The organism is Pseudomonas sp. D3 (assembly GCF_029320995.1).
GTDB classification, from domain to species: Bacteria; Pseudomonadota; Gammaproteobacteria; order Pseudomonadales; family Pseudomonadaceae; genus Aquipseudomonas; species Aquipseudomonas paraveronii.
This window is the reverse complement of sequence record NZ_CP119772.1, coordinates 3,289,522-3,309,726: the sequence shown is the minus strand read 5'-3', so window position 1 is coordinate 3,309,726 and position 20,205 is coordinate 3,289,522. Positions and strand designations below refer to the sequence as shown.

The 20,205-nt window shown below is 58.1% G+C and carries 16 protein-coding genes, 1 tRNA gene and 2 pseudogenes; 15 read left to right on the top strand and 4 right to left on the bottom strand.

Translation table 11 applies throughout. The annotated features are described in order from the left end of the window. Positions 1 to 74 precede the first annotated feature (74 nt). Positions 75 to 602 carry a DinB family protein gene (locus P3S72_RS15065; RefSeq protein WP_276192867.1) on the top strand — a complete coding sequence of 176 codons (528 nt, stop codon included), beginning with the start codon at positions 75 to 77 and terminating at the stop codon, positions 600 to 602. A 2-nt stretch (positions 603 to 604) separates the two neighbouring features. On the opposite strand, the gene P3S72_RS15060 is transcribed toward P3S72_RS15065, so the two are convergent. After that, positions 605 to 1,063, bottom strand: a complete 459-nt coding sequence (locus P3S72_RS15060; RefSeq protein ID WP_276192866.1) for a GFA family protein — start codon at positions 1,061 to 1,063, stop codon at positions 605 to 607. A gap of 198 nt (positions 1,064 to 1,261) precedes the next feature. On the opposite strand from P3S72_RS15060, the gene P3S72_RS15055 reads away from it, so the two are divergent. The 10 genes and pseudogenes from P3S72_RS15055 to P3S72_RS15010 all read left to right on the top strand — a co-directional run bounded on the left by P3S72_RS15055 (position 1,262) and on the right by P3S72_RS15010 (position 10,281). Beyond that, complete coding sequence (locus tag P3S72_RS15055; RefSeq protein WP_276192865.1) at positions 1,262 to 1,543, top strand: hypothetical protein; 282 nt, start codon at positions 1,262 to 1,264, stop codon at positions 1,541 to 1,543. 312 nt (positions 1,544 to 1,855) lie between these two features. Next, positions 1,856 to 1,942 (top strand) — tRNA-Leu (locus P3S72_RS15050). 541 nt (positions 1,943 to 2,483) lie between these two features. Next, on the top strand, positions 2,484 to 2,753 hold the full coding sequence (locus P3S72_RS15045) for a superinfection immunity protein (RefSeq protein ID WP_276192864.1): 270 nt from the start codon (positions 2,484 to 2,486) through the stop codon (positions 2,751 to 2,753). 260 nt (positions 2,754 to 3,013) lie between these two features. After that, positions 3,014 to 4,219, top strand: a complete 1,206-nt coding sequence (locus P3S72_RS15040; protein WP_276192863.1) for an ISL3 family transposase — start codon at positions 3,014 to 3,016, stop codon at positions 4,217 to 4,219. A gap of 1,130 nt (positions 4,220 to 5,349) precedes the next feature. Further along, complete coding sequence (locus tag P3S72_RS15035) at positions 5,350 to 6,282, top strand: cation diffusion facilitator family transporter (protein ID WP_276192862.1); 933 nt, start codon at positions 5,350 to 5,352, stop codon at positions 6,280 to 6,282. Positions 6,283 to 7,174: 892 nt separating this feature from the next. Then, positions 7,175 to 7,408, top strand: a complete 234-nt coding sequence (locus P3S72_RS15030) for a hypothetical protein (protein ID WP_276192861.1) — start codon at positions 7,175 to 7,177, stop codon at positions 7,406 to 7,408. Positions 7,409 to 8,006: 598 nt separating this feature from the next. After that, positions 8,007 to 8,120 (top strand): annotated as a pseudogene (locus P3S72_RS15025) (GAF domain-containing protein); the annotation flags it as partial. 498 nt (positions 8,121 to 8,618) lie between these two features. Beyond that, positions 8,619 to 8,855: a DUF2790 domain-containing protein gene (locus tag P3S72_RS15020; RefSeq protein WP_253400390.1), complete on the top strand. Its 237-nt coding sequence runs from the start codon at positions 8,619 to 8,621 to the stop codon at positions 8,853 to 8,855. 469 nt (positions 8,856 to 9,324) lie between these two features. Continuing rightward, on the top strand, positions 9,325 to 9,522 hold the full coding sequence (locus tag P3S72_RS15015) for a hypothetical protein (RefSeq protein ID WP_247400640.1): 198 nt from the start codon (positions 9,325 to 9,327) through the stop codon (positions 9,520 to 9,522). 505 nt (positions 9,523 to 10,027) lie between these two features. Further along, positions 10,028 to 10,281: pseudogene (locus P3S72_RS15010) on the top strand (helix-hairpin-helix domain-containing protein). 50 nt (positions 10,282 to 10,331) lie between these two features. Here the strand turns inward: P3S72_RS15010 and P3S72_RS15005 are convergent. From P3S72_RS15005 to P3S72_RS14995, 3 genes are all read right to left on the bottom strand, one after another. Beyond that, entirely contained in the window at positions 10,332 to 10,790 is a 459-nt protein-coding gene (locus P3S72_RS15005; RefSeq protein WP_276192858.1) for a hypothetical protein, read from the bottom strand. A 113-nt stretch (positions 10,791 to 10,903) separates the two neighbouring features. Beyond that, complete coding sequence (treS, locus tag P3S72_RS15000; RefSeq protein WP_276192857.1) at positions 10,904 to 12,970, bottom strand: maltose alpha-D-glucosyltransferase; 2,067 nt, start codon at positions 12,968 to 12,970, stop codon at positions 10,904 to 10,906. An 86-nt stretch (positions 12,971 to 13,056) separates the two neighbouring features. Further along, positions 13,057 to 13,824, bottom strand: coding sequence for an AraC family transcriptional regulator (locus P3S72_RS14995; RefSeq protein WP_276197940.1), 768 nt, complete (start codon positions 13,822 to 13,824; stop codon positions 13,057 to 13,059). A gap of 220 nt (positions 13,825 to 14,044) precedes the next feature. On the opposite strand from P3S72_RS14995, the gene P3S72_RS14990 reads away from it, so the two are divergent. The 4 genes from P3S72_RS14990 to P3S72_RS14975 all read left to right on the top strand — a co-directional run bounded on the left by P3S72_RS14990 (position 14,045) and on the right by P3S72_RS14975 (position 20,118). Continuing rightward, a complete protein-coding gene (locus P3S72_RS14990) occupies positions 14,045 to 14,971 on the top strand; it encodes a 4-hydroxyproline epimerase (RefSeq protein ID WP_276192855.1) in 927 nt (308 codons plus the stop codon). A 41-nt stretch (positions 14,972 to 15,012) separates the two neighbouring features. Then, positions 15,013 to 15,960 carry a dihydrodipicolinate synthase family protein gene (locus P3S72_RS14985; RefSeq protein ID WP_276192854.1) on the top strand — a complete coding sequence of 316 codons (948 nt, stop codon included), beginning with the start codon at positions 15,013 to 15,015 and terminating at the stop codon, positions 15,958 to 15,960. Continuing rightward, on the top strand, positions 15,950 to 17,212 hold the full coding sequence (locus P3S72_RS14980) for an FAD-dependent oxidoreductase (protein ID WP_276192853.1): 1,263 nt from the start codon (positions 15,950 to 15,952) through the stop codon (positions 17,210 to 17,212). The genes P3S72_RS14985 and P3S72_RS14980 overlap by 11 nt, the downstream gene beginning before the upstream one ends. A gap of 278 nt (positions 17,213 to 17,490) precedes the next feature. Beyond that, positions 17,491 to 20,118, top strand: a complete 2,628-nt coding sequence (locus P3S72_RS14975; RefSeq protein WP_276192852.1) for a LuxR C-terminal-related transcriptional regulator — start codon at positions 17,491 to 17,493, stop codon at positions 20,116 to 20,118. Positions 20,119 to 20,205: the final 87 nt, after the last annotated feature.

The following is a 20,205-nucleotide window of genomic DNA, read 5'->3' as shown; positions in this document are numbered from 1 at the left end:
CCCTACCGGAACCCGATGACCGCCGGGCGGACACGTCTTATGATGGCGCCATCGCACCGCCAGAGAGCACGCACGTGAACCGTCTCGAACAGATTGCCCTGATGGCGACCTACAACCAGTGGATGAACCGCAAAGTCTATGACGCGGCCGCCAAGCTGACGGACGCCGAATTACGAATGGATCGCCGTGCGTTTTTCGGTTCGATCCTCGGCACGCTGAACCACCTGACATTGGGTGACACCGTGTGGCTCAAGCGCTTTGCCCAGCATCCCGCCGGCCATTCGGCGCTGGCACCGTTAAGCGCGATTGCCACCCCCACCGACCTCAAGCACCTGGCCTTCGCCAACCTGCGCGAGTTGACCACGCACCGCGCCTGGCTGGATCGACTGATCATCGACTGGGCGCAGAGCCTGCGCGAGCCCGACCTCGACCTGCGCCTGCAGTACCACAACATGCGCGGCATCGCGGCGGACAAACCGTTTTTCAGCCTGCTGCTGCACTTTTTCAATCATCAGACCCACCACCGGGGCCAGGTGACAACGCTGCTGACCCAAGCGGGACACGATGTGGGCGATACCGACCTGCTCGCGCTGATCGACTGAACTCAGCGGGCGCGGAACTCGGCGTAGGCCTGCAACAAGCGCGGAAAATCCTGCGGCGCGGGCAATTGTGCAAAGCCCTCGACCGCCGGCGTCGTGGCCCAAGGCAGTTTCTCGCTGGTCCAGGTTTCCATGAAAGGCTCGTAATCCCTGGCGCTATCCAGCAACGTCGCGCGCACATTGACGAATTCATCAATGCCATGGGGGCGTGTGAACAGCCAGCTCATGCAATGGGGGCAGAAGTAATGGCGGTCGGCGCCATGCATACCGCCGACCACGGGGCACCCTTGGGTCACGGTGAACGCACTGGCGGGAATCAGCGCACTGAGGGAGAACGCGCTGGCGGTCATCTTCTGACAACCGGTGCAATGGCAAGCCATGGTGATCACCGGGGCCTGGCTCACACTGAAGCGCACTCGGTTACAACGGCAACTGCCTTCATGGGGCAGGTTTTCGACGCTCATCCACTCACTCCTTTTTATGATTAGGCTCAAGCCAGGGTAACGTCGCGCCCAGGGGTTGAACAGGGCTGCAGGGCACAAACCGAACGCTGCGACCGGCGCGGGGTCGTAATTGAAGGTGTCGGGATTAATCGCAGCCCGCCCTCCCCGCGTGCATTGTGGGTCTACCGATGCGCGCCCCCCCAAGAAGGAGACGCTTACATGGTCATTCACTTCAAGGTCGCCGGGCACTTAGCCTGCGGCCATCACGGCGGCAACCTCCCCTCCAGTACTGAGCTGAACCGCGTCAAATGCCGTACCTGCCGCAACACCGAAGCCTATAAGGAAGCGCGACGCACCCAACGCAACGCCGCGCGCCGTGCCTCGCGGCGAGCCAGGAGCCACACCTCCAGCGACTGGCGCAGCGCTTGGGCACAACGCCTGACCGACCTGCCCGGGTTGCAACGCCTGCCACGCGGTTTCAGTGGCCAGCCCTTCGTATAGGCCAACATGCAGAAGCCCCGGTTGCGCTGGGGCTTTGTTCTGCTGGGCGAAGTGCGAGTGCCCTACACTCAGACACCAGCCTGCTTACTACTGAGCATCCACGCTGAAGTGCAGAGACAGCGTATCGGCGCACTTGTCATTTTTGAGGCCTGTTCCCCAACCCTCGGAATCTTCGGTTTCTCCCTGGGCACCTATGTAGATCACTGATCTATCGAGCTTTTTCATCCCCCTCTTTGTACAACAAAGGCGCCTTCGACCTTGCGCCCAAGCGCCCGGATCTATATATTCCCAACCCTGCTGCACCGCGCTACCGCCCGAATGGCGAAACTGGTAGACGCATGGGACTTAAAATCCCCCGCTCGTAAGGGCGTGCCGGTTCGATTCCGGCTTCGGGCACCATAGATATCAAGGGCTTGCATGATGAACTTCATGCAGGCCCTTATTTTTTTGTTCCGCAATTCCCTTTCTTCGGCGCCCTGCCGATCGAACACAAGCCATCGAAAACGTTTCAACTGCCAACCGATGTGTCAGATCGGTACGGTCATCGGGAAACCAACGCGGTAGTGTTGGATTATTGGCCGCGAACTCCGCGCGCCCTACTCTGCTAGAGTGACGCCCTCCGGTCGCAATGGAAGCATCGAAGAATGAACTAATGGAAGACCCTGGCAGGCGCCCTCAGGGTATCGATCAGCACTCAGGTCGTGGCCGCCGAAAACAACAACCTATTCCAAGCGCCACCGATGTCCGACATGCAGTTGGCCCAGGCGATAGCAACTTCATTCTAATACCGACCTTCGCGCGGGCTTCCGGCCAGGGCTTCTTGTGCCACCCTATCGAACGGATAGTTTTTCCGCATTACCCAATTCATATGTACCTACGTACATTGATGTCATTACGCCGCCAGCCGGCGTGATTACATTTATGGGCAGAGGGCGTTTCAGTGAAAGTTTTTGGTCTTGGCATTCTGATTCCTCTATGCGGACTCAGCTATTTAGGTAGAGGCGGCTGTAATGAGGTTGCGCTTTTTGCCAACATCCTTTTTTTATTCAGCGCTATAGCTCTGTACTTCTACCCATCGATATGTGCAATCGGCCATGTCAAGAAAGCCCGTGTATCGATATTCAAGCTGAACCTGCTTGCTGGCTGGACTGGCATCGGTTGGTTTGTAGCGCTTTACAGGGCTTTAGTGTTGCAGGTTACAGACAAATGAGTGTGCATCGGGTTTCTTGTATCTGCCCATCGTCGTGCCGCCATTGAGCTGGCTTTCTGCTTTTGCGACATCCTTTTCACCTGGCATTTACAGGACAGAGTGCAAAGTTGCCCTACTCCTTTGAAGAATTCCCTTTAGGTCCGCCCACAAGCGGGCTTTTTTTTGGTTCTTCACGGAATCTCGGGAAACACAGAAACAAGAACGCCGATTTGGTTGATGATGTTCGTGCGAGCAAACACATCTAACAAACCGGCGTTCTTATGCGAGATATTAATACTTTCCTTCCCTTTTGGGAGGGCTTTTCTGTCGTCAACATCAAGCCTGACGGCGATGCCCTTCAGATCGACCTGATCCCCCATGCCACCCGGTTCCCATGTTGTGGCGGCTGTCAAAAGCTCTGCTCAACCACTCATGAGTATTGCGAGCGCATCATTCGTGATTTGCCTATTCTCGGCCATGCGGTGCGCTTGAGCGTTTTGCTCCGGCGCGTTGGTTGCCGCGATTGTGGCAAGCGTATGGAGGCCGTTAGTTGGCTGGATCGCTATGCCCGCATGACCCGGCGCCTGGCAGAGGCCGTCATTCAAGCGTGCGAGCGCCTTCCAACGCTGCACGTGGCGCAGATGTTTGGCCTGCATTGGGAGACCGTTCGTTTACTGGAGCGTCGAGCCCTGCAAGCAGCATTAAGCGTTTTGCCAAAGGCGAAACCGCGACGCTTGGTCATGGACGAGTTCGCACTCTTCAAAGGTCATCGTTATGCCACCGTTGTCCTGGATGCGGATACGCGACGGGTGCTGTGGATCGGCGAAGGCCGTAGTCGGGCGGCGGTTAGACCCTTTTTTGAAGAGCTGGGGCCCGAGGGCTGCGCGCTAATCGAAGCGGTGGCGATGGACATGAACACCGCTTTTGATCTGGAGGTTCGTCACCACTGCCCCAAAGCGCGAGTGGTCTACGACCTCTTTCATGTGGTGGCCAAATATGGTCGAGAGGTAATTGACCGGGTTCGTGTCGACGAAGCCAATCGACTGCGCCATGACAGGCCTGCACGCAAAGTCATCAAGCAGGCGCGATGGTTACTGCTGCGCAATCCTGAGAACCTGAAAAACCCAGAGCAACAGGTTCATTTGCAGGATCTGCTGGCGGCCAACCAGTCGCTGATGACGGTCTATTTAATGAAGGCTGAACTCAAAACGCTCTGGACGCCGAGCACCGCCTGGGACTGGAGATCAGCTTGGAACCAATGGCTGCGTCACGCCCATGAAAGCGAGATACCTGCCCTGATGCAGTTTGCCAAAAGACTAAAGGGTTACTGGCGAGGCATCGTCAGTCGGGTTCGCTGGCCAATGCACACCGGTCAGTTGGAAGGAATAAACAATCGAATAAAGGTGATCAAGCGTATGGCGTATGGTTACCGGGATAGCGAATTCTTTTTCATGAAGATCAAGAGCGTCTTTCCCGGTAATCCGTGAAGAACCTTTTTTTTGCCTGCTACTATGCTGTCGATACGCTTTAGCGTTAGCGGAGACCACTCAATGCCCTCCCCAAAATACTCCCTCGCCCGAGTCAACAGATAACCCGGCCCAGCGCCGGGCATATTGTTTCTGCCAGCAGCCGTATTTCTTATTCAACAGTGTTTGCAAGAAATTCGCCCGCCTTACGAACAAGCTTCCGCCATTCATCCTCATTGATGAGACCGGCGTTCTTCATGCGGTCGGCCCCACTAAGCAACTTGAAATACTTGTCCTCAACGTCCTGTTCGTTTACAACCTGGTATAGAAGGTCCCTCCAGGCGTTTACAGCTGAACGACGCATTACAGATCACCTGATCATGTCTGAGAAATGGAACCTGAGGTCTCAAAAAACGTTCAACGACGTCACGTTCGACCAGCGCTCATGGCATTATGCCATCAACCATTCGAATTAGAGATCATTCACAGGCGCGACGTCACTCGTTTAGAAAATTTTCATATGGGGTGCATGCCAACGGTCGCGATCTACAGAGGCTGCGCTGATGGAGTTGACGCTGCTCGTCGAAAGCCAAGGCCACACGAATGCCGGCCAAAACGTCCGAGGCGCACTTGAGGTGATCGGGGAGAACGCCGGTGGTCACCTCTGAGGAACATCGATGCCGAACTCAGACCTGATGCCCTCGCTCAAAAACGACGCTAACCAGCTCACACCTGGTGTTTGTAGCGCAAGGCTTATAACTGGCCCACAAATACAGTACTCACACGTCAATGTTTAAGTACCGCAACATTATTTTTTGTGAATGTTTTTGCACCTGACCGCTTGAGTCATTGATATAGACGCGATGCCTCTGCGCCCGTCGACCTTTCTTTTATACCCGCTGAGAAGCATCCCGCTTTGACTCACTAACTCTGTAGCCAACCTAAAATCTTAGTTACGCGAAACATTAGCATTTACATCATTCCAGGCAACCCTAAAATCGGTACTTACACACTTTTTAGAACGCACGACTCCTTGCTTTAATTGAGGCACACCCCTTACGCTTCACGCCCGATAAAAAGCTCAGCTATTAGTGAGTACTGACCTTGCTCGCAGCGCGAGACGAGTATCAATTTCAATTAGAGAAACAAATATGAATCATGAACAAATAGCTGAAGACTCTGAAGACGAGGGATATAGTCAAGCCGCCCGCGCATCGGCAGCCTCCCGATGCACATGGATGAGCGTCATCGTCAATATTGCGCTCTCATTCACACAAATTGCAGTGGGCGTGATGTCAAAATCCCAGGGGCTTGTAGCCGATGGTATTCACTCGCTATCAGACCTGATCGCTGATTTCGTAGTGCTATTCGCCAGCCACAAAAGCAAAGAGGATGCTGACGAAGGTCATCCTTATGGGCATCTGCGTTTCGAGACTGCCGCATCCATGGTATTGGGAATACTATTGCTGATCGTGGGTGTCGGCATGATCGGATCTGCGGTGTTCAAGCTTGAAACCCCTGAGTCGATTCCAACGGTACACGTTGCCGCCTTGTGGGTTGCCATTGCAGCGCTGGTAGCCAAGGAGTTGTTGTTTCGCTTTATGCTGAGGGTCGCCAAAAAAGTTAAGTCTAGTTTGTTGGTTGCCAATGCCTGGCACGCAAGATCCGACGCGGCGTCCTCCTTGGTTGTCGGCATAGGCATCGTTGGTAATCTGGCGGGCTACCCGATTCTTGACCCCATTGCTGCGCTGGTGGTCGGAGGCATGATCGCCAAGATGGGTTGGACCTTCACTTGGGATTCATTACATGACCTGATGGACCGCTCTGCCGATGAGCAGGAAGTAGAAACCATTCGCAACACGCTCGAAAACATACCTGGAATTAAAGGGGTGCATGATCTACGAACTCGAAAAATGGGTGACATGATCATCGTCGACGCTCATATCGAAGTAGATGCCTCAATTACCGTTGCACAAGGTCATGCTATTGCGGTTTCAGCAAGGGAAGAGGTGATGCGGATACATCGCGTTTTGAATCTTATGACGCACGTAGATCCCTGGCACCGCCCTGACCTTGATCATTAACCCGGCGCGGCGCCTGTAGCGCGACGCGCCAAGATAGATAGTGCAAAAGCAACTCGTAAACCATCACAAAATTATCACACATTTTTCACCTACAACTTAAGCGCTAGCGTGCCGAACCAAACTTAAGACCAGGAAACGCTCTCAATTATTTTTATTCATGAGGCGCTTAACTAAAGTGGCTAAACATTGAAACAATATGCCGATAGTATTAACTCAAACTAGCGATTCTTAAGGGGATTCACATGACATCGGCAATTACGGGTTCGACACACATCACACAACCGCAACCTGCAGCATTCAAACCCCAAGTCCGGCCAGCCGTGCAGGCAGACAGCGACGGCGATCATGACGGTAGCACGCCGGGCGAAGTCGAACAGACCAAAGCAACCTCAGGATCAATAGGCACGCGAGTCAACACGACGGCGTAACGCTCAGTAGAGATAGGAGGGGGAAGCAACCCCCTCTGCGTCTTTGAGGGATGTCCATTAGGCCCGTGCGCGGGCCGTCTAGTTGGCCACTGCTACGCTTTCTAGACCCTCAAATGGACCTAATGGCTGGACTAATCACGGCCCCCTCGATGCGATGTCATCAATTAGAGGATTGCCAAGTTGCCCATATCCGAGCAGATCGCCGCAATGATCAGCACAGTGACTCGCCATGAGTGCATCGAGCTTGCGATCCGGTCGTTTGCCCATAAAAGCCTGTCATTTTTATCGAACTGCAATACAGTTTTTAGACCAACATTCGACGTGACCGGGCCAACATAAGGCGCGCCTAACAGCGCCCGATATACTAGGAACATAAAAGCGAAATGTGCGGTAAAAACCCAGAATCCAATGGCCTCAGCCTGAAATAAAGCTATACCTATATAGCTACCAATAAGGAGATCATCATGCTGTGGCTTAAGCTATTTTTCGTCACGCCCTCTAAATTCCGCAGCTTCGTCAAAGTTGATCAAAACGGCGTCTGCTCAGAGCTCATTCGATGCCAACAATCGCCTGCGGACACATGGGTGGAAGTGGATGAATTCTGCGTGAGTTGGCTCGGCAAGCCGTTACCTGATTATGCCTGCAAAGCGAGTCTTGCGGGAGTGAGTCTGCTATCAAAACGGCAGCCCTCTCCATAGGCCGTACCAGGGAGGTCGGCGGCTACCGGCATCAAGCAATCGATTTGAGAGACGCATTAAAAATGTTTGCCCGCGATAATCGACCAAATAGAGCCATGCTCAGATTCTCATGAAGGGCTTGCATATAAGAAGCGCCAAAAACAGCATCCAGCAAACAACCAGTAGTACCGTAACCGTAGTCCATCTAAGTCCCATGATCAAAATCCTTTTTTTGACTATTTCTTCTTTCACGCAAAGCAAAAAGATTAGGGCCGCCCCTATTTCCTAAGCTGCTATTGCGCCAGGGCGAACCAGCTAAGATCTTCGAGTGTTTCAAGCTCCACGCTACGTTGAGTAACGCGTAGAACAAAGGATCAGATATCATTCGCACTATCACGGATAGATCCCGAAAAAACAGCATGACATCGGCGAAAGAGCTTGCCTTCGTCGAGCATGAGCAAAACCAGTAAAAGCGCCACCTTTATACATAAAAAATCAGTCTTGTATGTAAGATTAATGGCCACTCGTCCAAACCAACCAGAATTACTTTAATTAAGTACCCTTATGCGTGCATTTTAGGCATTCAAAGCGCCCGGCAAGCACTCATCTGAATGACCATCTGGACTCACGGCCCATGTTGTTTGACGCGCCGGGCCTCGAAGAGACTTTGAGCTTGTTTACCTGGTTAACTGGCTGCAGTTTCTTCACCCATCTAAGTCCCGACGCAAGCTAAGCACTCGATGCTCGCTGTCGCTGCTATTGCTAATGCCCGTGCGATTCTGGCTTCGCACCGTAGAGATCAAGAGCTTGCCGGGGAATCTGATGCGCCCCTTATCTTTTCTGCACCACCATTTCTGACCTTGCTCCGCACCTCCCCAGCCACGGCGTCCAGCCGACCAACCCCATGCTTTTCTCCCGGCACTAAACAACCGCACGTTCGCGTTACCTGCCCGCAGAAGCAAAGCCCGGACGTCGTTGGCAGGGATGCTTCCCTGACGCCACGCTGCATTATTACCTTTTCAACAACAATCATTTCCAGGCTTTGGGATTTATCAAAATCGCCAACGGCATAAACTAGACCCAGCTTCCAAACAAAGCGACGAAGCGCCAATCCACAGGGTCCAAGCAAACCACCCTCCCGCGCCTCGTAGAGCCTTCGGCCATATGTACTCCGACTGAAGACGTAAATCGTTTGCATCGTTGGGACACTGAAAAAATGAAACTGTTTAAAATGTTGATTGCTGCTTCTTTTGTAATGCTGGGCAGCCAGATGGCGTTTGCCGATCAACCGGCCGTCGAGCAGTACAGCTACAGCTCGCACCTCGACATCGCCAAAGTGATTCACGTGGACTCTATCCCTGACAATGTCTGTGCGGTAGTGCCTGTCCAGATGACTTACCTGGACCACCAAGGCCATGAACACGTCATGCAATACAGTGTGATGGGTAACGGTTGTTCCAACAGCTGACCGAGTCCCAACAAAGCCTGCTTGATGGCAGGTTTGTTAAAACGCCCCACGGGGGCAAGCTGGGGGAAGTTCCCAGCATCATTTGCGCCCCCTGCATCGGTGATGCAGGTAGACCCCGCCAAGTGCGGGGTTTTTTGTGGCTCAACAAAACCAGATCACGCAAAGGAATGCCAAATAATGAAGCGGCTCTGCTCGATGAAAAAGCCTGGAACACGTCCAGGCCTTTTCGAGTCGAGCAGCACTCGGTTGCGTGCTGTCAGTCTGATTGATCGGGTGTGACGTTGTCCTGGGGTTGAACCAACAGATCCAAGGTACGCTCGCCCGTATCCTCCCGCGTTATGCCTCTATTCGACATGACCGTTTCCAGGTTCTTTACATGTATCGCTTTGTTCCACCTGACTGAGCTTACATCGTACCTAGCCGCCAGGGCTTTAACCTGTGCCAAACAAACTAAGGGGAGAGTCTCTTCATGGCTGACGCCCTCCGCAATAATGGCAACTTTCCACGCATCAACCTCCATCATGTGTTTGGCCCTGACTCTTCTGACGTTTTTGTGGCCACGCTTAATGTAATGTATCTCGTAATCAGTCTGCATAATCACCTGGCATTACCCTTTGATTATCACGCTTACGTTAAATACCCTGCGAAAGCGGCAGTCAGCTTTTGAAGTGACAATCAAGCCAGTGGTCCAGCTCAGAGGAGGAATGGCGCTCACGCGCAGGAACGCGAGCCAGGCTTTCCGCGACCCTGAGCCTATTTTCAGGCGTCGTGTCATAGCCCCTGGTTATTAAGAAGATCTCAATATACTCGGATGTACTAATGACTTTGTTATCGGTCACGAGCACCGCTTTCACGCTGGCTTTTCCGTGTAACTCGTTTGGATATGTATATTCCAATGGGATCACCTATTTTAAGAGGGAAACTATTTTCCCTACTTTTAATATGGCCCCGTTTTTGTAGACTGACTCAAAAGTCAGCTATTTTATTTTTTAATCGCGTTACATTTGTATGTCAAAAATGTAGCGCTCTTTATATGGCCCTTTAGTATTCAAAAGACAGCAAACCCACGTGTCGACAGCCAGGTAGTGCGATGTACCGAATCAACTTCGGTTTATTGAAACACTCCCCGGCATCCGGCACACTCCGGGGCTCTTGGAAAAAGGAATTTACCAATACCATTCTCATTGGAAGAACGAACTGGTTGCTCGCACTCAAGGACGTAGGCCCCACAGTGATTACCCGGCTTGAACAGATGGGCATCGAATCGCTGGACGCTCTCAGCCAATCACACGTGGCAGACATCCTGGCGCAGGCCTCTGCGGCATTAGGCTCGACATGCTGGAAGAACAGCCCTCAAGCCCGCGCCGCAATCACTGCGGCCGTGGCACTGGCGAGAAACGAGCGCGCACGCAACCCTCACGGGTAAGCGCGTTCAATCGCCTCCCGCAGGGGCTGCTTGTTGACTGCCTGGCGGATCTAGCGTGGTTTCATTGCAGACAGCACGATTGATTCGACGAGACGCCGAACGGCGACGCACGTGTGCTCGTTTGGCGTATTCCTCTCGTTGTAGAGCGCCGGGCCGCTGTCACTCTCCCAGACATCGCCATCCTTCAGAATCCGAAACGCCCAGATTTCCGGCCAGGCGTCTCGTCCCTGCTCGTCCAGCGTGTGCTTGCGAAGCACCACGCGACCAAAGGTGCCGCTGCCCTCATTGGCATAGAGCAGATTCGCTCTGACCAAACCGAAGTGGCCTTCAACCTGGAAGTAACCCTCTGGCGGAACGGAAAAGCTCGCGCCAAAACGGCTGTGCGTAGACGCAAAGAGTTCAGAAAGACGTGCTCGCAACCCTTCGGTGTACTGCGCAACGTCCTCGATATCCTGGACGACATGACCGATACCGTTCAGCGACTCTTCAGCATATGCATCAAACAACATGGTCCGGTTCCTTTTATGGCTGGATTAGCGTCGTGCCGGGTTGCCCTCAACCCGGGTTTCAACCTGCACCGAACCAGTTTGACGTGTCGGTGCCGGTCATCACTTGATCTGCGCTAAAGCATTGGCGAACTGCTGACCACCCGCAACGCCAGCCCTTCATACGCATCCAGCGTAATGGTGAATTCCCCCTCCTCCGTCAGGTCGCCCTCGACCCGTTCATTGATGATGTCCACCACCGGTCCCGGCGCGATATTGGGCAGGTGCAAGGTTTCGGTGAGCGGCGTGCTACCGAAGTTCAGCGCGGTGATTTGCGTGCCTTTGCCGGCCGGCAGTTCGTGGACCATGATCAGCAAGCCAGGATGTTCGACGTCCGGCACCAGGATTTGGCGACTGGCGGCGATATCATAGGCACGGCGCACGGCGAGGATTTTCTGCAATTGGGAAGCAAACGAGTCGGGGTCCTGCAATTGGCTGTTGAGGCTGCCGTACAGGCTTTTCGAACGTGGCATCTGCCCAGCGGATAGCTCGGCCTGCGGGTTCAGGTCCACCAGGTCGTAGGCACCCCGGTGAATCCAGCGGGTATCGCCATCAGCCATCAGGTGCGCGACCTCATCCGCCGCCAACGGCAATGCACCGACCAGGTCCCAGCCGGACAAGGCGAACACGCCGGGTTGCATGGCGTTGTACATCACCAAGAGCAAATGGATCTGGCGAATCTGCTCGATATCAGCCGGCGTGATCGCCTCCAGGTCACGAATGCCGAGGGCTGCCGTGATGATGCTGGCGGTGGTGCAGGACACGCCATTGGTGACGAACTTGAGGTTATACGGTGCATGTTCGCCGGCCAGGCGCTCGTACATCTGCTCACGGATATGCTCGCGCAGGATGTTGCCGGGAAAGGTCTGCCCCTGGTAGAGGAAGCTGTCATGGGCATGTAGGGTCCAGAAATGCACCAGTTCCAGGGTCAGCTCATCATGGTTTTGCAAGGCATGGATCAGCGAGCCGGGGTCGATGCCGAGGGTGTGCATCTGGCGCAGCATCAAGCGCAGGAACTCGGTATCGCCCATCAACAACGCATGCTGGTACGCCGGCCGGGTGATGAAGTCGTAGGAGAGATCAGCACCGCCGTGGGACATCGAGGCGATATCGTCCACGGTCAGGTTCAGTTCCTGGAAGCTGAAACCGCCGGCCTTGCGAATCGCGCCGCCGAGCAACTGATTACCGGTGATCGACAGCGGATGGCTTTCCGACCAGGCCGTGCCGTCGAGCTTGCGCTCGACACCGAGGAAACCGTTGGCGTCCAGGCGCAGGATCTTCGCGCCCATGACATCGATCGCGTGCAGCGCATCGCCAATGATCATCTGCTGCGCGGCGAAGGATGGATCGAGCCAGTTGAGCGACGGTTGGCCCTCCTTGAAGTAATGCAGGTAGACCCAGCGCCGCGGCTTGCCGTCGACACCCATGACCACGGGCGTGGTGCTCCAGTCGGTTTCCTTCACGCCAGGCTCGAAGAAAATCACCCGCTGCAACTGACCGACGATGTAGTGTTTATCGCGTAGCGCATCCACCTGCAGCGGGCTGAGGTTCTGCGCATCGCGCCCGTCGGCGACCTCCGGCAGCAACGGCCAGTCTTCCTCGCGGATTTCCACCATATGGTAGAGCCCTGGGTAATCCTCGTAAGCCATCTCGGCCAGGCGGAAATCCGCGCCCTTGCCCGTGTGCGACGGGATCACATCATCGATGATCACCGCGTTATGGGCGGCCGCCATGCGCGTCAGTGCCTGCAACTGCGCCTCGGTGCCCAACTGCGGGTCGATGTCGAAGCTGATGCGGTCGAAATTGCCATCGATGGTCGGCGTGTGTTCCGTCCCGGCCAGGCCGCCGGACTTTTTCAGCGGGCCGTTGTGAATGCCCTGGATACCGATCTTCGACAAGGCATGCCACAGGCTTTCATCGCCCAGCGCCTCCAGCACCGTGCCATTCTCACGCGTGACAATCGACGCCGGGTACGCGGTAAACCACACCGACGACAAGGCTGACGCATCACGCGGCCGGGTGTGCGCATACGGCTGTTGCCACAGGCGGCCTTGCCCCGAATAGAGCTTGGCCCGTTGCCGCGCCGCGTGCAGCATCGACTGTTGCACCAGCCAGTTCACATGATCGTTGTCCGCCGCCGTCATAAGCCCATTACCTGTCGTCGTGAAAAGGTTACTCGTAAGCATAGGAGCGGCGACCGGGGCTATTCGTTGCATCGCAATGCCGGCGACTAGCCCAACTGGCGGTACTGCCTGGGCGTAAACCCCGTCGACGCCTTGAACTGGCGGGTAAACGCACTGTGGTCGGTATAACCGCACTGCAGCGCCACCTCGGTGATCGGCAGGTCGCTTTGCAGCAAGCGGTGAGCCTGTTCCAGGCGCACTTTCTGGATCATCTGACGCGGTGTCAGGTGGAACACGCGCTTGCAGTAGCGCTCCAGTTGCGCCACGGAAATCCCGGCGATCCGTGTCAGTTCGCCCAAGGTGACGCGGCGGTTGAAGTGCGCGCGAATGTGCTCGTCCACAGCGGCCAGGCGTTGGTAGGCCGGGTGGGTTTGGCTGGCTGATTGCAGGTCGACCGAGATACCGGCCAGGCCGATGATCTGGTCGACATGGTTGTACAGCGGCCACTTGTGGGTCAGGCACCAGCCCGGTTCGCGGCTGCCATACAGATGCAATTCGAGCTGATCCGCCAGGACAAACCCCTGCTGCAGCACCCGCCGATCCTGTTCGGTATAACCCGGCCCCAGTTGCGCGGGGAACACCTCGGCGCTGGTTTTGCCCAGCAGCGGTTCTAGTTGCTTGAGCCCGCAACGCTGCACCAAGGTGCGGTTGGCGAGCACATAACGGGCGTCGAGATCCTTGATGAAGATCGCCGCATTGGGGATCACGTCCAGCATCGGCAACAGTTGCATGACGCCGCCCAACAACTGCTCGATGCTCTGCGGGCGATTCGCCTCACTCCCTTGGCACAGGGCTGCAAACGCGCTCTGCAACATCACTTCGGCCCTCCACTTTGCGCCTCGACGTCCAGCAGATTGCCGCATGCACAGGACGCTGTCGAGCGCGCAAAACTGTGCTGAATTCGTCATCCGACACGGCGCAAAACATCAATCGTCCGCCACGCCGATGCGTTCACGATAGCGCCACTGCCTGCCTATCCCGTCACTCACAGGAAGGCGCCCGCTGCGCCAGGCGCAGCCCTGAATGGAGCGTGTTATGAAACGACTGCACGTCATCGACTCTCACACCGGCGGCGAACCCACGCGCCTGGTGATGGATGGATTCCCCGCGCTGAGCGGCACCAGCATCGCCGCGCAACTCGACAGCCTGCGCACCCACCACGACCAGTGGCGCCGCGCCTGCCTGCTGGAACCACGGGGCAACGATGTGCTGGTGGGCGCGTTGTATTGCGCGCCGGTCACCCCAGGCGCCCTATGCGGCGTGATCTTCTTCAACAACGCGGGCTACCTCGGTATGTGCGGCCACGGCACGATCGGCCTGGTTGCATCGCTGCACCATTTAGGGCGCATTGCGCCCGGCGTGCATACCCTCGACACCCCGGTCGGGCCGGTGGCGGCGACGCTGCACGAGGACGGCGCCGTGACCTTGTGCAACGTGCCCGCCTACCGCTTTCGCCAACGGGTAGCGGTGGAAATGCCAGGCCATGGCGTGGTGCATGGCGATATCGCCTGGGGCGGCAACTGGTTCTTCCTGGTCTCGGAGCACGGCCAGGCGCTGCAGATGGACAACGTCGACGCCCTGACCGACTACACCTGGGCGCTGCTCAAGGCCCTCGAAACCCAGGGCATCCAGGGTGAACACGGCGCCCTGATCGACCACATCGAGTTGTTTGCCGACGACGACCACGCCGACAGCCGCAACTTTGTCATGTGCCCAGGTAAAGCCTACGACCGCTCGCCCTGCGGCACCGGCACCAGCGCCAAGCTCGCCTGCCTGGCCGCCGACAAACAACTCGCCCCGGGTGAAACCTGGGTACAAGCCAGCATCACGGGCAGCCAGTTCGAAGGCCGCTATGAATGGGACGGCGAACGCGTGAGCCCGTTCATCACCGGCCGCGCCTACATGACCGCCGACAGCACTCTGCTGATCGATGAGCAGGACCCTTTCGCCTGGGGCATCTGAGCCCTGCACTGTTTGACTGAGCATTCCAAGGAGTCAGTACCATGAGCGACAACATCTTCACCGGCTGCATCCCCGCGCTGATGACCCCGTGTACCGCCGCGCGCGAACCGGATTTCGACGCGCTGGTCGCCAAGGGCCGCGAATTGATCGATATCGGCATGAGCGCCGTGGTGTATTGCGGGTCGATGGGCGATTGGCCGTTGCTCACCGAAGCCCAGCGCCAGGAAGGTGTGGCACGCCTGGCGGCCGCCGGCGTACCGACCATCGTCGGCACCGGCGCGGTCAACAGCCGTGAAGCGGTGTCCCACGCGGCGCATGCGGCCAAGGTCGGCGCCCAGGGGTTGATGGTGATTCCCCGCGTGCTGTCCCGAGGGGCGTCGGCCACCGCGCAAAAGGCCCACTTCGCAGCGATCCTCAAGGCCGCACCCAACCTGCCGGCGGTGATCTACAACAGCCCCTACTACGGCTTCGCCACCCGCGCCGAGCTGTTCTTCGAACTGCGCCGGGAACACCCGAACCTGATCGGCTTCAAGGAGTTCGGCGGTGGCGCCGACTTGCGCTACGCCGCCGAATACATCACCTCCCAGGACGATAACGTGAGCCTGATGGTCGGCGTCGATACCCAGGTGGTCCATGGCTTCGTCAACTGCAACGCCACCGGCGCCATCACCGGCGTCGGCAACGCCCTGCCACGGGAGGTGCTGCAACTGGTAGCGCTGAGCAAGCAAGCCGCCAAGGGCGATGCCAAGGCGCGTCGCCAGGCACTGGAGCTGGAAGCCGCGCTGGCGGTGCTCTCGTCCTTCGACGAAGGCTGCGATCTGGTGCTGTATTACAAGTACCTGATGGTGCTCAACGGTGAGCGCCGCTACGCCCTGCACTTCAACGAAACCGATAGCCTCAGCGAGGCCCAGCGTCGTTATACCGAAAGCCAGTACACGCTGTTCCGCCAGTGGTACGCCAACTGGTCGGCTGAACAGAATGTCGCTTGAACCCCCAAGCGCCGACATCGCCGTGGTCGGCGCGGGCATCATCGGCGTCGCCTGCGCCTTGCAGTTGGCACGCCAAGGGCGCCAGGTCATCGTCATCGACCCGCAGCCACCCGGCATGGGCGCCTCCTATGGCAACGCCGGCCACCTGGCGACCGAGCAAGTATTCCCCATCGCCGATCTATCGATCCTCAAGCGCTTGCCCGCGATGCTGATGGACCCCATGGGCCCGCTGCGCCTGGACTGGAAATACCTGCCCCGCGCCCTGCCCTGGTTTGCGCGTTTGTTGCTGAACCTGCGCCCGGCCCGCTACCGGCGCACGGTCGCCGGGATTCGCGCGCTGAATGAAGCCAGCCTGGGCGCATGGCAGCGCTTGCTACAAGGCATCGACCGCCCGGAGCTGCTGCGCGAAGACGGCTCGTTGCTGGTGTTCGAACGGACGGATTCGCGGGGCGCCATCGACGCGTTACGCCAGCGGATGGAACAACAAGGCGTGCCCGTGGCGTTCTGGTCGAGTGAGGCCATACGCAACACCGCGCCGCAGTTGAGTGAGCACATCCAGGGCGGGCTGTTCTTTGCAGGCACCGGGCACTTCCTCGACCCGTATCGGGTGGTGTGCGAACTGGTGAACGCCGCCAAAGCCAGCGGTGTGCAATTCCTCACCCGCAAGGTGCTCGACGGGCAGATCAACACCCAGGGCGTTACGTTGATCACCGATCAAGGCCCGCTGGCTGCACGCCAGGTGCTGATCGCCTGCGGAGCGCACTCGGCGAAACTCACCGCCGCCTTGACGGGTAAGCACGTCCCGCTGGACACCGAACGCGGCTACCACCTGATGCTGCCCCACGAACATCAGCGCCTGCCCTTCGCCGTCACCTCCCTGGAGCGCAAGTTCATCATGACGCCCATGACCGACGGGCTGCGCCTGGCCGGCACCGTGGAGTTCGCCGGCCTTGAGCGCCCGGCGAATATGCAACGCGCCTGGCAGCTGCATCGCCTGAGCAAAGGGTTGTTCCGGCAAGACCTCAATGCGCAGGACGCCACGCCATGGATGGGGTTCCGGCCTTCCCTGCCGGACTCGCTGCCGATTATCGATCGGGTCGCAGATGGCAAGGTGTTGCTAGCGTTCGGGCATCAGCATCTGGGGTTGACGCAGGCAGCGGTGACGGCAGACATCATCGTGCAACTGGCTTCGGAGCGGCCGCTGCTGTCGGGCTTGCCCGAACTGGGGGGGTATCGGTTGGCGCGGTTCTAAGAGGCTTCGCGCCAAAAGTGCCGCGCTGAAAATCCAGAAATATCCTACAACTGTTGTAGGGCGTGTTGCGCATTAGCTGCACGGCGCCTTACCAACGCCGACGTGGCAAGGATTCCGCGCAGCCTCTCCCGCCTTCTCACGCCGGCTTTTCACAGCCAAATTCGCCGCAGGTCTTGGCTTCATACACTGAATAAACATCACGTAACTATTCGCCCCCCCTGAGCCAAAACGTAATTGATACAACCCCAAGCGGCCTTCTTCTGCATGAGCCCGCAGCCATGAATAAACACATTTCTCCCCCTGTAGTCAGTGAATGGTGCTGGGTTGGCAAACTGGCGCCGCCGTTGACGCTGCTCACGTCCTTACCTCGCCAGGCGCTATTGGCTTCCTTGCATGCCCGGACAAGGGGGCCTCTGGTGCTGCTGGTCGCGCCCGCCGGGTACGGGAAAACCACGTTGTTGATGCAATGGCGGCAAGCCCTGCTGTCGAGCACGCCATCGGCAACCGTCGCGTGGTTGTCTTTGGATGAGGCCGACAGCGACCCGAATCGTTTTCTGTCCTATCTGATCTTGACGCTGGATCGAGCGGGGCTTGATCTTGGCCATCTGACACGCCTGGCGCACGCCCAGTCGCTGGATGTGCAGCCGCACCGCACGATCACCGCCCTTCTCCACGCGCTCGCCCTGGAAAACCGCCGGGTTACGCTGTTTCTTGACGACTATCACGCAGCGGCAAATGCTGCGCTTGACGCCCTGGTACAGGCCTTGCTGGAACAGGCGGCGCCGTGGCTCGAATGGGCAGTATCCGCCCGCGCCCGCCCAGGCTGGCCGCTGGCGCAGTGGAAGGCCAACGGCTGGGTACACGAAGTGTTTGCCCAAGCGCTGAAATTCACCGAGGTCGAAACCGCCGAAATCCTCGGCCCCGCCGTTTCGCCGACCGAACAACAACACTTGCACGCGAAAACCGAAGGTTGGCCGGTTGCCGTACAACTGGCCCGACTGTGGTGCGCCAATGGCGACGCATCGGTGTACGGCCTGAGCGCCTTTTCAGGCTGTATCGCCGATATGGCCGACTACCTGACCGGGCAAGTGGTGCAGCGCCTGCCCCAAGACGGCCAGGACTTTTTGCGCGACATGGCCCTGCTGGAGCGCTTCAACGCGGAGCTGGCGGACGCTGTACGCGGCCGCAGCGACAGTGCGCAAAGGCTGGTGCAACTGGCCCATCTGGATGCCCTGTTGGTGCCCCTGGATGCGGACCGCCAGTGGTTCCGCCACCACCGGTTGCTCCAGGATTTTTTCAACCAAAGCATCGACGCCAGCATCGCGCGCGACATCCACTACGCCGCGGCCCAGTGGCTGGCAGGGGAAAAAGATTGGGTACAGGCAATCACCTATGCGCTGCGCGCCGGCGATACCCGACTGGCGGTGGAGCTGGTCGTGCGCGCCGGCAGTTGGGAGGTCGTGCTGCACAAAGGCATTCGCTATGCGCAGAGCCTGCTGGGCTTATTCGACGAGAAAATCCGCCGGGAGGAACCGGACTTGCTCCTGCTCCAGGCCTATCTGCACGCCAAACTCGGCGATCACGCGCTCGCCACGCAATTGCTGTACCTCGCCCACAGCAGGGTCGAGGATGACCCTCGCCTGGCGCGGGACTTTCACGTCATCCACACGCTCGCGAATGCCTACATGGATCGCTTCAAACCGCGCGATTGCGCAGGCACCGCAGGCGACGACGTACTTGCCCAGGGTACGCTGGAGTGCGTCCACGCCTTGCAGGCACTGAGGCAGGGGCAGTTGCCTTTAGCCCTGCAAAGCATCCGCTCGGCGCAGATCAAGATGCGCTTGGCCGCCAGCTCGCGGGGCGAGAACTATTGCCGTATCCACGAGGCGCAGGTCCTGGCCTTGGGGGGTCAGCTTTCGGCATCAGCGCAGATGGTCGATAACGCACTGGTCATTGCCGATAGTCAGTTTGGCAGCGAAAGCTCGGTCAGGGCGCTGGTGGGCTGCCTCAAGGCGCAGCACTTGTATTGGCAAGGTGCCTGGGCCGAGGCGACGCCCTGGTTTCGCGATGGCTGGGCGTCACTCAAACATACCGACGGCTGGCTGGAGATCGCGGCCACCACCGCCGAGGTGACGGGGCGCTGCGCCCTGCGAAATCTGGGCCTGCAACCGGCACTGCTGGAGCTTGAACACGCCGCCCAACTGGCTACCGCGCGCAACTGGCAGCGCCTGGAACGATTGGTCTGCGCCTGGCGAGTCGACTTATTGGTGCAAGGCGGGTCGTTGACCCAGGCGCGCCAGGAAGCACTGGCCGCCAACCTCGAACACGCCGCGAACAACGCCGAGGACTGGCGTAACCTGGAGGCGGCTACGCTGGCATTGGCCCGGCTTCAGTTCGCGACCGGTGCGTCCGGTGCCGCCCTCAATCGCCTGCAACACGGGGTCGGGGTGCTGCAGGCGCAAGGCTTGCGCCTGCCCGCATGGCGCCTGCAAGTGCTGACCCTGGCGGCTCACGGTAAAGGTCATGCGGTAGCGCTGGACGCAACCCTGGCGTCGATACCCGCAGCCGCCCTGCCTGGGCTGTTACTCGAGGCCGGACCTTGCGTACTCGCCGCCCTGGAAGCCTGCTCCGACAGCCATTCCAGGCACTCCACAGTGATCACCCGCCTGCGCGGATGGCGCGCCCATCCCGTTCGCCCACGCACGCCCTTCAGCGCCAAAGAGACACAGATCCTCGCCCTGCTCGCCGAAGGCCGATCGAACAAAGCCATTGCCCAGGCCATGGATATTTCTGAAAACACCGTGAAATTCCACCTCAAGCATGTATTCGCCAAGCTCGGCGTGGACAGTCGCACAGCCGCCATGGCCGCCGCATTGCGCCTGGGGATGCTGACGCCTTTTCATTGACCCACCCACCTACCCGTGCGGGTAGTCGATCGGCCCCGATCGTTGCCACCTACCCGCCCCGTGTGTAGTCGCCGCCGTGCGCCGCGC